The sequence below is a fragment of the Micromonospora sp. NPDC007208 genome, from assembly GCF_042869175.1.
In the GTDB taxonomy this organism is placed as follows: Bacteria; Actinomycetota; Actinomycetes; order Mycobacteriales; family Micromonosporaceae; genus Micromonospora; species Micromonospora foliorum.
The window spans coordinates 80651-93161 of record NZ_JBIAFG010000006.1 but is presented as its reverse complement, the minus strand read 5'-3'; the positions used below and the strand labels follow the sequence as shown (position 1 = coordinate 93161).

General features: G+C 71.1%; 10 protein-coding genes. 2 read left to right on the top strand and 8 right to left on the bottom strand.

Features of this window, described 5'->3' with window-relative positions; translation table 11 throughout:
• Positions 1–34 precede the first annotated feature (34 nt).
• The 6 genes from tpiA to rapZ all read right to left on the bottom strand — a co-directional run bounded on the left by tpiA (position 35) and on the right by rapZ (position 6271).
• Positions 35–826, bottom strand: a complete 792-nt coding sequence (gene tpiA, locus ACFYL6_RS14625; RefSeq protein ID WP_366637075.1) for a triose-phosphate isomerase — start codon at positions 824–826, stop codon at positions 35–37.
• Positions 827–2026: a phosphoglycerate kinase gene (locus ACFYL6_RS14620; RefSeq protein ID WP_091403664.1), complete on the bottom strand. Its 1200-nt coding sequence runs from the start codon at positions 2024–2026 to the stop codon at positions 827–829.
• Positions 2023–3027, bottom strand: coding sequence for a type I glyceraldehyde-3-phosphate dehydrogenase (gene gap / locus ACFYL6_RS14615; RefSeq protein WP_124853956.1), 1005 nt, complete (start codon positions 3025–3027; stop codon positions 2023–2025). The genes ACFYL6_RS14620 and gap overlap by 4 nt, the downstream gene beginning before the upstream one ends.
• Before the next feature lie 266 nt (positions 3028–3293).
• Positions 3294–4274, bottom strand: coding sequence for a DNA-binding protein WhiA (whiA, locus tag ACFYL6_RS14610; RefSeq protein WP_053656981.1), 981 nt, complete (start codon positions 4272–4274; stop codon positions 3294–3296).
• Between the two features lie 54 nt (positions 4275–4328).
• Positions 4329–5372: a 2-phospho-L-lactate transferase CofD family protein gene (locus ACFYL6_RS14605; protein WP_387171319.1), complete on the bottom strand. Its 1044-nt coding sequence runs from the start codon at positions 5370–5372 to the stop codon at positions 4329–4331.
• The gene (gene rapZ / locus ACFYL6_RS14600; RefSeq protein ID WP_387171766.1) at positions 5369–6271 is read right to left on the bottom strand and encodes an RNase adapter RapZ; all 903 of its coding nucleotides are present in this window, start codon (positions 6269–6271) and stop codon (positions 5369–5371) included. The genes ACFYL6_RS14605 and rapZ overlap by 4 nt, the downstream gene beginning before the upstream one ends.
• Before the next feature lie 252 nt (positions 6272–6523).
• Between rapZ and ACFYL6_RS14595 the strand changes: the two genes are divergently transcribed.
• Both ACFYL6_RS14595 and recQ read left to right on the top strand, forming a co-directional pair.
• Complete coding sequence (locus ACFYL6_RS14595; protein ID WP_238661945.1) at positions 6524–6868, top strand: hypothetical protein; 345 nt, start codon at positions 6524–6526, stop codon at positions 6866–6868.
• A gap of 76 nt (positions 6869–6944) precedes the next feature.
• A complete protein-coding gene (recQ, locus tag ACFYL6_RS14590) occupies positions 6945–8789 on the top strand; it encodes a DNA helicase RecQ (protein ID WP_387171317.1) in 1845 nt (614 codons plus the stop codon).
• Positions 8790–8849: 60 nt separating this feature from the next.
• Here the strand turns inward: recQ and ACFYL6_RS14585 are convergent, their stop codons facing one another.
• Both ACFYL6_RS14585 and uvrC read right to left on the bottom strand, forming a co-directional pair.
• A complete protein-coding gene (locus tag ACFYL6_RS14585; protein WP_387171315.1) occupies positions 8850–9512 on the bottom strand; it encodes a C39 family peptidase in 663 nt (220 codons plus the stop codon).
• Between the two features lie 882 nt (positions 9513–10394).
• A complete protein-coding gene (gene uvrC, locus ACFYL6_RS14580) occupies positions 10395–12383 on the bottom strand; it encodes an excinuclease ABC subunit UvrC (RefSeq protein WP_387171313.1) in 1989 nt (662 codons plus the stop codon).
• Positions 12384–12511 lie beyond the last annotated feature (128 nt).

Genomic DNA, 12511 nt, shown 5'->3' with positions numbered 1-12511 from the left:
CCGGCGGACGGGCGGTGTCCAGGATACCGAGCGATCAGCGGGCGAGGTGCTCCGGGAACCGGCAGATCTGAGCGAATTCCTCCGCGTCCAGGCTGGCGCCCCCAACGAGGCCCCCGTCCACGTCCGGTTGGGCCATGATCGAGGCGACGTTGGACGCCTTGACCGAGCCGCCGTAGAGGACCCGAACCTGGTCGGCGGTCTCCTGGTCGAAGCGTTCCGCCAACCGCTGACGGACCGCCCCACAGACCTCCTGGGCGTCGTCCGGCGTCGCGGTCTTGCCCGTGCCGATCGCCCAGACCGGCTCGTACGCGATCACGACCTGCCGCACCTGCTCGGGGGTGAGCCCGGCGAGGCCCCCGTCGAGCTGGTCGGAGCAGTGCGCCACGTGGGTGCCCTGCTCGCGGATGTCCAGCCCCTCCCCCACGCAGAGGATCGGCGTCAGGCCGTGCGTCAGCGCCGCCTTGACCTTGGCGTTGACCAGCGCGTCGTCCTCGTTGTGGTAGGCCCGCCGCTCGGAGTGCCCGACCACCACGTACGTGCAGCCGAGCTTGGCCAGCATCGGACCGGAGATGTCCCCGGTGTACGCGCCGGACGCGTGCGGGGAGAGGTCCTGCCCGCCGTAGCCGATCAGCAGCTTGTCCCCGTCCACCGCGGTCTGCACGGTGCGCAGGTCGGTGAAGGGCGGCAGCACGACCGTCTCGACGGCCGTGAGCTGCTTCTCGGTGAGGCTCGCCGCCAGCTTCTGCACGAGCAGGTTGGCCTCGAGGTGGTTGAGGTTCATCTTCCAGTTGCCGGCCATCAGCGGCCGGCGGGTGGTGCTCGACATTCAGTTCTCCAGGGCCGCGATGCCGGGGAGGGTCTTGCCCTCGAGGTATTCCAGGGAGGCGCCACCACCGGTGGAGATGTGCCCGAAGGACGACTCGTCCAGCCCCAGGGCACGGACCGCCGCCGCCGAGTCGCCGCCGCCGACGACGCTGAACGCGTCGGCCTTGGTGATCGCCTCGGCGATCCCCCGGGTGCCAGCCGCGAAGGCCGGCATCTCGAACACGCCCATCGGGCCGTTCCAGAAGATCGTCTTCGCCTGGGACAGCGCGGCGCTGAAGCCGGCCACCGTCTCCGGACCGACATCCAGGCCGAGCCGGTGGCTCGGGATGCCGTCGACCCGGACCGTGTCGTGCGCGGCGTCCGGGGCGAACGCGTCCGCGACCACCACGTCGACCGGGAGCATGATCTTGCCGCCGGACCGCTCCAGCAGGTTGCGGCAGGTCTCGACCATGTCCTTCTCCAGCAGCGAGGTGCCCACCTCCAGGCCCTGGGCCTTGAGGAAGGTGAAGCACATCCCACCACCGATGAGCAGCCGGTCGACCGTGGGCAGCAGAGCCTCGATCACGGCGAGCTTGTCGGACACCTTCGACCCGCCGAGCACCACCACGTACGGGCGCTCCGGGTCGCCGGTGAGCTTCGAGAGGACCTCGACCTCACGCAGCACCAGCCGGCCCGCGACGTGCGGCAACCGGGCCGGTACGTCGAAGACACTGGCGTGCTTGCGGTGCACGGCACCGAACGCGTCGTCCACGTACGCGTCGCCGAACGCGGCAAGCTGGTCGGCGAAGGCACCCCGCTCGGCCTCGTCCTTGCTGGTCTCACCGGCGTTGAAACGCAGGTTCTCCAGTAGGGCGACCTGGCCGTCGGCCAGGTCGGCGACGGTCGAGCGGGCGGAGTCACCGACGGTGTCGGTAGCGAAGTGCACCGGCGCGCCGAGCAGCTCACCGAGTCGCCCGGCGACCGGGCCCAGGCTGAACTGCGGGTCCGGAGCACCCTTCGGGCGGCCCAGGTGCGAGCAGACGACCACCTTCGCGCCGGCCTCGACCAGCGCGCCGAGGGTCGGCAGCACCGCGCGGATCCGGCCGTCATCGGTGATGGCACCGGTCTGCTTGTCGAGCGGGACGTTCAGGTCGGCGCGCACCAGCACGCGCCGACCCGACACCCCCTCGGCGAGCAGGTCGTCGAGGGTCCGGATGCTCACAGCGACGAACCGACCAGCTTGACGAGGTCGACCAGCCGGTTGGAGTAGCCCCACTCGTTGTCGTACCAGCCGACGACCTTGACCTGGTTGCCGACGACCTTGGTCAGCGGCGCGTCGAAGATGCACGACGCCGGGTCGGTCACGATGTCGGTGGAGACGATCGGGTCCTCGTTGTAGACCAGGATGCCCTTGAGCGGGCCGTCCGCGGCGGCCTTCAGCGCGGCGTTGACCTCGTCCACGGTGGTCTCGCGGCCCACGTTGACGGTGAGGTCGGTGACCGAGCCGGTCGGGATCGGCACCCGCAGGGCGTACCCGTCGAGCTTGCCCTTGAGGTCCGGCAGGACCAGGCCGATCGCCTTGGCGGCGCCGGTCGAGGTCGGCACGATGTTCAGCGCGGCGGCCCGGGCCCGACGCAGGTCCGAGTGCGGCGCGTCCTGGAGGTTCTGGTCCTGGGTGTACGCGTGGATCGTCGTCATCAGACCGTGCTGGATGCCGAACGTGTCGTGCAGGACCTTCGCCATCGGGGCGAGGCAGTTGGTGGTGCACGAGGCGTTGGAGATGATGGTGTGCTTCGCCGGGTCGTAGGTGTCGTGGTTGACACCCATGACGACGGTGACGTCCTCGTTCTTCGCCGGGGCGGAGATGATGACCTTCTTGGCCCCGCCGTCGACGTGCGCCTTGGCCTTGGTGGCGTCGGTGAAGAAGCCGGTCGACTCGATGACGACGTCGGCGCCGACCTCGCCCCACGGCAGCTTCGACGGGTCCTTCTCGGCGTACGCCTTGATGGTCTTGCCACCGACGGTGATCTCGTCGGCGGTGGCCTTGACCTCGTAGGGCAGGCGACCGAGGATGCTGTCGTACTTGAGCAGGTGGGCGAGCGTGGCGTTGTCGGTCAGGTCGTTCACCGCCACGACCTCGATGTCGGCGTCAGACGCCAGCACTGCCCGGAAGAAGTTACGGCCGATTCGGCCAAAGCCGTTGATGCCAACCCGGATGGTCACAGGTCCCATCTCCTCGCGTTCTGGTCCGCCGGCTTCAGACAACGGGCCGGCGGGAATGGTGTGCGCCGACCGTTGGAGCCGGCCGTCGACGGTTCATCTCGGCCACCCCGCCGCGCGGTCTGAGGACCTGACCGCCCGAGGCGGTGGGCACGACGAGGAGTGCCGGTGTCGGCCCCCTTGCCGTACTCAGCGACCCTATCCGAGCGTGCGAGGCCACGCTGCGCCGGGTCGTGCTCCCGGGCGCACCGTGCGGCCCCACCGTCCTATCAGACCACGAGCATGTCGGGCGTGACGGCCGCTTCCGTATCCGGGATGCCAAGGTCGCGGGCCCGCTTGTCGGCCAGCGCCAGGAGCCGGCGGATCCGCCCCGCGATGGCGTCCTTGGTCAGCGGGGGTTCGGCCAGGGCCCCCAACTCCTCCAGCGACGCCTGCCGGTGCTCCAGGCGCAGCCGACCCGCGTCGGTCAGGTGGTTGGGCGCCTCGTCGGCCAGGATTTCCAGCGCGCGGGTGACCCGGGCCGCGGCGGCGACCGCCGCCCGGGCCGAACGGCGCAGGTTGGCGTCGTCGAAGTTGGCGAGCCGGTTGGCAGTGGCCCGCACCTCGCGGCGTACCCGGCGCTCCTCCCAGGCCAGCACGCTGGAGTGCGCGCCGATCCGGGTGAGCAGCGCGGCGATCGCGTCACCGTCCTTGACGACCACCCGGTCCACCCCGCGTACCTCACGGTTCTTCGCGGTGATGCCGATCCGGCGGGCCGCGCCGACCAGCGCCAGCGCCGACTCCGGCCCCGGGCAGGTGATCTCCAGCGCGCTGGAGCGGCCCGGCTCGGTGAGCGAACCGTGGGCCATGAACGCGCCCCGCCACGCGGAGACCGCGCAGCAGACGTTGGCCGCCACCACGTGCGGGGGCAGCCCGCGCACCGGGCGACCCCGCACGTCGAGCAGGCCGGTCTGCCGCGCGAGGGCCTCGCCGTCCTTGACCACCCGCACGATGAAGTGGCTGCCCTTGCGCAGCCCTCCCGAGGCCAGCACGTGGATCTCGCTGGGGTAGCCGTAGACCTCGGCGACCTCCCGGCGCAGCCGCCGGGCCACCGCCCCGGTGTCCAGTTCAGCCTCCACCACCACGCGGCCGGAGACGATGTGCAGCCCGCCAGCGAAGCGCAGCAGTGCGGCCATCTCCGCCCGTCGGCAGCAGGGCTTGGGCACGTCGACCCGACTCAGCTCGTCCTTGACCGCGGCCGTCATCGCCATTGTGCGTCCCCTCACGGACCTGTTCCGGCGTGTCGCCGGAGATTACGTACGTGTCTAACGATCGGCGCCCAGTACAGGCACCAGCGCGGCGCCCAGGGCAGCCGGATCATGGCGGGGAGTCCCGTCGACAACGGCGACGGGGGCGAGGACCAGGCGGGCACCCAGCGATTCTGCCGCACGTTCGACCGGTTCGGGGTCACCCACCGCCTTGGCATCGGCGAGCACAAGATCCACCTTGAGCTCGGGCAGGTACCAGTGCAGCGCCGCGAGGTGGTCGGCGACGGAGAGCCCGAGGGTCTCCTTCTCCGCGGCGAGGTTCAGCGTGACCAGCCGCCGGGCCGAGGTGGACACGATCGCGTCGGCCAACTGCGGCACCAGCAGGTGTGGAAGCACACTCGTGTACCAGCTGCCCGGCCCGAAGATCAACCAGTCGGCCGCCCGGATCGCCTCGATGGCCTCGGCGCAGGCCGGTGGGGCGCTCGGGGTGAGCCGCAGCGACTCGACCCGCCCGGTGGTGACGGCCACCTGGTGCTGGCCACTCACCGTACGCACCTCGTCCGGGGCGGCCGGGTCGGCGCCGCGTACCCGCGCCTCGATGCCGACCGGCTGGCGGGACATCGGCAACACCCGGCCGACCGCGCCGAGCATCGCCCCGGCGTGCTCCAGCGCGGCCACCGGGTCGCCGAGCAGCTCCATGAGGCCGCAGAGCACCAGGTTGCCCACCGCGTGCCCGGTCAGACCGTCGGTGCCGGCCGACGCCCCGTCGGTGCCACGCGGGGCCGCGCCGTCCCGGTCCGGGTCCGTCGCTCCAGTTTCGGGTACGCCCACCGGTACGGCGGCGAAGCGGTGCTGGAACAGCCCCGCGCTTCGTCGGGTGGCCGGGTGGTCCCCGGCCAACGCCACAAGCGCCTGGCGCAGATCTCCCGGGGGCAGCCCACCCCGCTCGGCCCGCAACCGGCCACTGGAGCCGCCGTCGTCACCCACCGTGACCACCGCGGTGATGTCGAGGTCGAGTTCGGGAGCGCAGTGGCGCAGCGCGCGCAACGAGGCGGACAGCCCGTGCCCACCGCCGAACGCCACCACCCGCCGGGCCGTCATTCCCGCCCCAGGTCGCGGTGCTGGGCGTTCGCCGCCAGCCCGGAGTGACGCAGTCGGCTGGCCAACTCCTCGGCGATGGCCACGCTGCGGTGCTTGCCGCCGGTGCAGCCCACGGCGACCGTGAGGTACCGCTTGCCCTCCCGCTCAAAGCCGGTCGTGGTGGCGTTGACCAGGTCGGCGTACGAGGCGACGAAGGCGTCCGCGCCCTCCTGACCCAGCACGTACGCGCTGACCGCCTCCTCCCGCCCGGTGTGCTCCCGCAACTCCGGCACCCAGTACGGATTCGGCAGGAAGCGGGCGTCCAACACGAAGTCGGCGTCCGGCGGCAGGCCATACTTGAAGCCGAACGACAGCACGGTGACCCGCAGCCGGCGGGCGTCCTCGCCGCCGAACAGCTCCTCGATGCGCCGCCGAAGCTGGTTGACGTTCAGGTGGCTGGTGTCGATGATCACGTCGGCCTGGTCGCGGGCCTCCTCCAACAGACCGCGCTCCACGGCGATGCCGTCGGCCAGCCGCCCGTCCCCCTGCAACGGGTGCGAACGCCGCACGCTCTCGAACCGCCGGATCAACACCTCGTCGTCGGCGTCGACGAAGACCACCCGGGGTGAGAAACCGCGCTCCTTGAGCTCCCGGATCGCCCCGGCCAGGTCGGTCGAGAAGGCCCGCGACCGCACGTCCAGCACCATGGCGGTACGCCGGGCCGCGCCGCCCGCCTTGAAGGCCAACTCGGCCATGTCCAGCATCAAGGCCTGCGGCAGGTTGTCCACGACGTAGTAGCCGACGTTCTCCAACGCCCGGGCCACCGTGCTGCGGCCACCCCCGGAGAGCCCGGTGACCACCACGAGGGTGGTCTCCGACTCGGCCGCCAACTGCTCGTCACCGGCCTCCGGGCCGTCGATCCGGTCACCGGTTGTGCGCGCCTCGCTCACCCGTACCCCCAAGCCGTGGCGCCGCGGCCGCCCTCGGCCGCGATTGGTCAATCAGCGACTCTATCCCGCCACCGGGTCGCCGCCCGGCACCCGTGGCCGGGCGGCGCCCGCGGACCCTTTCGACGGTCGCCCTCCCGACAGCGGGCGCCCTTGATGACGATCAGTAGTTGTCAATACGCTCAACGTGATCGTCGCAGGTCAGACCGACATCTGGAGGGTGCGATGCACGACCTGGCGGACAAGAACAAATACGTCGGCTTCCTGTTCATGCGGATCAGCCCCGAGTACTTCGCCCTCGGCCGCGAGGGCATCCACGAGATCTCCGCCGAGCACGCCCGCGACCTGGGCCGCTTCGCCAAGCAGCTCACCCACGTCGTCTGCACCGGGGTGAACGGCAGGTACGACCAGGTGACCATGGTCGAGGCCGACACCCTTGAGGAGATCAACGCGGCGGCCACCGCCTTCCGGATGGGCAACAAGGCCCGCTACATCGAGATCGTCGACATCGTGGTCGGGATGAAGGCCCCGCCGCGCGGCCTGGCCAACCGGTCCAGCCAGCCCGGCTGACCGCGTCGCCCGTCCGGCCCACCCGGCCCGGGTGCGCCGGACGGGCGCTGTCGGGGTGGGCTCGTAGACTCCCCGGATGGCCTCTCCCACCGACCTGCGTGCCGCCTCCGACGCCCTGGACGTGCTGGGCCGGGTCTTCGGCTACGACGCGTTCCGTGGTTTCCAGCAGGACGTGATCGACCATGTGGTCGCTGGCGGCGACGCGCTGGTGTTGATGCCCACCGGTGGCGGCAAGTCCCTGTGCTACCAGATCCCGGCCCTGGTCCGCGACGGCGTGGCCGTCGTCGTGTCCCCGCTGATCGCGCTCATGCAGGACCAGGTCGACGCCCTCACCGCGGTCGGCGTCCGCGCCGGGTTCCTCAACTCGACCCAGACCCTGGACGCCCGGCGGCGGGTGGAGGCCGCCTTCGTCGCCGGCGAGTTGGACCTGCTCTACCTGGCCCCGGAGGCGCTCGGCGTCCGCTCCACCCTCGCCCTGCTGGACCGGGGGCGCATCTCCCTGTTCGCGATCGACGAGGCGCACTGCGTGTCCCAGTGGGGGCACGACTTCCGCCCCGACTACCTCGCGCTGTCGATGCTGCACGAACGCTGGCCGCAGGTGCCCCGCATCGCCCTGACCGCCACCGCGACAAGCGCCACCCGCACCGAGATCGCCACCCGACTCAAGCTCGACGACGCCCGGCACTTCGTGGCCAGCTTCGACCGGCCCAACATCCAGTACCGGATCGTGCCCAAGCGGGAGCCCCGCAAGCAGCTGCTGACCCTGCTGCGCGACGAGCACCCCGGCGACGCCGGCATCGTCTACTGCCTGTCCCGCGCCTCGGTCGACAAGACCGCGGAGTTCCTCACCGCCAACGGGGTCGCCGCGCTGCCGTACCACGCCGGGCTGGACGCCGGCACCCGCGCTCGCAACCAGCAGCGCTTCCTGCGGGAAGACGGCCTGGTCATGGTGGCCACCATCGCCTTCGGCATGGGCATCGACAAACCCGACGTCCGGTTCGTCGCCCACCTCGACCTGCCCAAGTCCGTCGAGGGCTACTACCAGGAGACCGGCCGCGCCGGCCGCGACGGCCTGCCGTCCACCGCGTGGCTGGCGTACGGGCTGCAGGACGTCGTGCAGCAACGCAAGATGATCGAGACGTCCGACGGCGACCTCGCGCACCGCCGCAACCTGGCCGCGCACCTCGACGCGATGCTCGCCCTCTGCGAGACGGTGCGCTGCCGGCGGGTCCAACTGCTCGAATACTTCGGCGAGACGACGACGGCCGCCTGTGGCAACTGCGACACCTGCCTCACCCCACCGGAGTCCTGGGACGGCACCGTCGCCGCCCAGAAGCTGCTCTCCGCCGTCTTCCGTCTCGACCGCGAACGCAACCAGCGCTTCGGCGCCGGGCACTGCATCGACATCCTGCTCGGCAAGCAGACCGACAAGATCAGCCAGTACGGTCACGACTCGCTGACCGTCTTCGGCATCGGCTCCGAGCTCAGTGAGGCCGAGTGGCGGGGCGTGGTCCGGCAACTGCTCGCCGAAGGGCTCCTCGCCGTGGAGGGTGACTACGGCACGCTCGCGCTGACCGAGGCGAGCGCCGACGTCCTCGGTCGCCGCCGTACGGTCACCCTGCGCCGCGACCCGGAGAAGCCGGCATCGAGCCGCTCATCGAAGCCGCGCGGCTCGTCCACAGTCGTGGCCGAGCTGACCCCGGCCGCCGCGTCACTGTTCGAACGGCTACGCGGCTGGCGCGCGACCACCGCCAAGGAGCAGGGCGTCCCGGCGTACGTGATCTTCCACGACGCCACGCTGCGACAGATCGCCAGCGACGCGCCCAGCACACTGGCCGACCTGTCCCGGGTCAGCGGGGTCGGCGAAAACAAACTCGCCAAGTACGGCGAGCAGATCCTGGCCGTACTCGCCACCGACTGAGGTCATGCCGAAGGGCCGGGCCCCGTGGTGGGGGTCCGGCCCTTCGCGTCATGTGTGGTGTCAGCTGGTGGCGTAGCCGCGGGTGGCGATCCAGTCGGCGAGGTGTTCGACGCTGATCTGGTAGGCGGCCTGGTTGGGGTCGGCGGAGTCGGCGATGGTGACGGTGTTGCCGTTGTCGCGGTAGCCGACGACGCTGATGTAGTGCCCGCCCTCGTAGGAGTGGGTGGTGCCGTCGGTGTCGGTGCTGGTGCCGGCGATGTTGGCGACCACGGCGCGGCCGTCGTCGACGGTCTTGACGATGTCGGCGCGCAGGGTGTCGGTCTGCTTGCCGTCAGCGTCGGGGGTGCTGATCTCGACGGACCGGTAGGCGTTGGTCTTGCCGGTTTCCTTGTTCAGCACGGGGGTGATGTCGTTGATGGAGTTGGTGCCGGCCTCGGTGGTGCCCATCTCCTTGGCCATGTCATCGACGTTGATGTTCTTGCCCTGCACACTCAGGGCGTTGCGGGTGGCGGCGGGCCCGCAGTAGTAGAAGTTCGGCTGCGCCTCGTAGCGCACACCCAGTTCCCGCTCACCGTGACCCTTACGGTCGGTCTGGGTTTGGGTGGTGGGCTTGGCGGTGCTCGGCGCGGCGAACGCGGTGGTGACGGGGCCGGCGATGGCGCCGCCGGTGAAGGCGAGGCCGGCGGCGGTCAGGGCGGTCTTACGGATCAGATCGGTACGCATGATGGCGTGCTCCTCTGCATCGGGGGTGCCCCGCACACAACCTCGGGGGGTGGGTGGTGGTGCGGGGAAAGTTCGAGGGGTTCTGCCCGGCGACCCGCGAAGCGGGGTCGGCGTCGGGACAGGGTGTAACGGTTCGCGGTGGCGGGTCATTCCGCCTACCCGCCGGCCGGCTGTGCTGCTGGGCCGTGCGGGGTTGGCCGTTGTGGTCCTCGGCCATAAAGGGTCGGCCGTTGTGGTGCTCGGCCGTGCGGGGGATGTAACCGGGGCGGCCTGCCGGATGTTCCCGGCCTGGGCCGCGCCCCGCCACCCGAGAGTCGCGGTGGCATGCCAGGTATAACGACCCCGGCCGGCCGCCGATTCCGCCGCCGGGGTGGCCCCGACCACCCGACACCCCAAGCCAAACCGGACAACCCGCCCACCCGACAACCGGACACGGCGGACGTAACGGCGTGATCCACTCGGGTTCACGGAAAACGCGGTGTCCCGGTGTCGGAGACCCGCCGACTTCATGAAAACCGAGTGGATCACGGCGGTCTGCGCTGATCGCGCACCCCGCACCGGCCCGGCCCAGCCCCAGGGACCAGAACGTCACCGCGACGCGCGCCAGCCCGCGCATGATCGTGCTCGATCCAGGAAAGAGGCCCCTCCCCACGCCACGAGGCCACTACATCCAGGATCGAGCACGATCATGCGCGGCGCGGCGCGGCGCGGCGCGGCGCGGCGCGGCGCGGCGCGGCGCGGCGCGGCATGGCGCGGCGCGGCGCGGCGTGGCGCGGCATGGCGCGGCGCGGCATGGCGCGGCGTGGCGCGACCGACTATCACCGGCCGAGCGAGGGCAAGCTGGTTGGCCGCGCCTCGAGCCGGGCGGGGCGAGAGCCGCACTCAGGTGGTGGGCTTCGCCTCCGCGCCGTCGCCGGCCTTCGTGTCAGTGTCCAGGGCGGCCAGGATCGCCTCGGCGGTGCGCCGACCCACCCCTGGCACTTCGGTGATCTCGTCGACCGTCGCGGACGAGAGTCGCTTGAGCGACCCGAAGTGCCGCAGTAGCGCCTTGCGACGCACCTCGCCCAGGCCGGGTACGTGGTCCAGTGCCGACTCGGTCATCCGCTTGGAGCGGCGCTGCCGGTGGAAGGTGATGGCGAACCGGTGGGCCTCGTCACGCACCCGTTGCAGCAGGTAGAGACCCTCCGAGGTGCGCGGGAGGATGACCGGGAACTCGTCGTCCGGGAGCCACACCTCTTCCAGCCGCTTGGCCAGCCCGCACAGGGCCACGTCGTCGATGCCCAGGTCGGCGAGGGCCTGCGCGGCGGCCGCGACCTGCGGGGCGCCGCCGTCGACGACCACCAACTGCGGCGGGTACGCGAATTTCCGGGGCCGGCCGGTGGTCGGATCGATCAGGACACCGACCTGCGGCTCGACCGCGTCCTGGGGGGCGGCCGGATCGTCGGCCGACTCCACGCCCACCTCGCCGGTCTCGGCCCTGGCGTCCAGGTAGCGGGCGAAGCGGCGCCGGAGCACCTCGGACATCGCGGAGAGGTCGTCGGTGGCGCCCCGGACGATGAACCGCCGGTACTCGCTCTTGCGGGGCAACCCGTCCTCGAAGACCACCATGCTGGCCACCACGTCGGTGCCCTGGATCTGGGAGATGTCGAAACACTCGATGCGCAGCGGCGAGGTGCTCATGCCCAGCGCTTCGCTGATCTCGTCCAGTGCCTTGCCCCGGGTGGTCAGGTCACCGGAGCGCTTGAGCTTGTGCCGGGCCAGCGCGTCCTTGGCGTTGCGTTCCACCGTCTCCATCAGTGAGCGCTTGTCGCCACGCTGTGGCACCCGCAGCGACACCCGACTGCCCCGGTGGTTGGAGAGCCATTCGGCCAGGGCGTCGGCGTCCGCGGGCAGCTCGGGGACCAGCAGTTCGCGGGGCACGTCGGCCTCGCCGTGCTCGCCGCCGTACACCTGGGTGCAGAAGTGGTGCACCAGGTCGCCGGTGGTCAGCTCCTCGGTCTTTTCCACGACCCAGCCGCGTTGGCCGCGGACCCGGCCGTCGCGGACGTGGAAGACCTGCACGGCCGCCTCGAGCGGGTCGTCGGCGAACGCGACGACGTCCGCGTCGGTGCCGTCGCCGAGCACCACTGTCTGCTTCTCCATGGCCCGGCGCAGCGCGGCCACGTCGTCGCGCAGCCGGGCGGCCCGCTCGAACTCCAGTTGCTCGCTCGCCTCGGTCATCTCGCGTTCGATCTTGCGGACCATGGTGTCGGTGCGCCCGGCCATGAAGTCGCAGAACCCGTCGACGATGGCCCGGTGTTCGTCGGCGGAGACGGTGCCGACGCACGGTGCCGAGCACTTGCCGATGTAGCCCAACAGGCAGGGGCGACCGACCTGGCCGGCCCGCTTGAACACCCCGGCCGAGCACGTCCGCGCGGGGAACACCCGCAGCAGCAGGTCGAGGGTCTCCCGGATGGCCCAGGCGTGCGAGTAGGGACCGAAGTAACGCACACCCTTGCGCTTGGCGCCGCGCATCACCTGCAGCCGTGGGTACTCCTCGTCGAGGGTGACGGCGAGATAGGGGTACGACTTGTCGTCGCGGTAGCGGACGTTGAACCGCGGGTCGTACTGCTTGATCCAGGTGAACTCCTGCTGGAGCGCCTCGACCTCGGTGCCGACGGTGATCCAGTCCACCGACTCGGCGGTGGTGACCATCTGCCGGGTGCGCTCGTGCAGGTTCCAGACGTCGCCGAAGTAGGAGTTGAGCCGGCTGCGCAGATTTCGCGCCTTGCCGACGTAGATCACCCGGCCGGTGCCGTCGCGAAAGCGGTAGACCCCCGGTAGCTCCGGGATGGTGCCGGGTGCGGGGCGGTAGGTCGAGGGGTCAGCCACACCAACAAGCCTAGTCCGCGGCACCGACAGCCCACCGCAGGCGCGTGATCCACTCGGCGTCCCGGAAGTCGGGGTGTCGGCACTCCCCGGACACCCCGACTTCCCGAAACGCGAGTCGATCCTGCGAC

Bases quoted from the DNA above. Each gene is read 5' to 3' on its own strand.
- ACFYL6_RS14585 (WP_387171315.1), bottom strand. From the start codon at position 9,512: ATGCGTACCGATCTGATCCGTAAGACCGCCCTGACCGCCGCCGGCCTC.
- tpiA (WP_366637075.1), bottom strand. From the start codon at position 826: ATGTCGAGCACCACCCGCCGGCCGCTGATGGCCGGCAACTGGAAGATG.
- ACFYL6_RS14595 (WP_238661945.1), top strand. From the start codon at position 6,524: ATGCACGACCTGGCGGACAAGAACAAATACGTCGGCTTCCTGTTCATG.
- ACFYL6_RS14605 (WP_387171319.1), bottom strand. From the start codon at position 5,372: ATGACGGCCCGGCGGGTGGTGGCGTTCGGCGGTGGGCACGGGCTGTCC.
- recQ (WP_387171317.1), top strand. From the start codon at position 6,945: ATGGCCTCTCCCACCGACCTGCGTGCCGCCTCCGACGCCCTGGACGTG.
- whiA (WP_053656981.1), bottom strand. From the start codon at position 4,274: ATGGCGATGACGGCCGCGGTCAAGGACGAGCTGAGTCGGGTCGACGTG.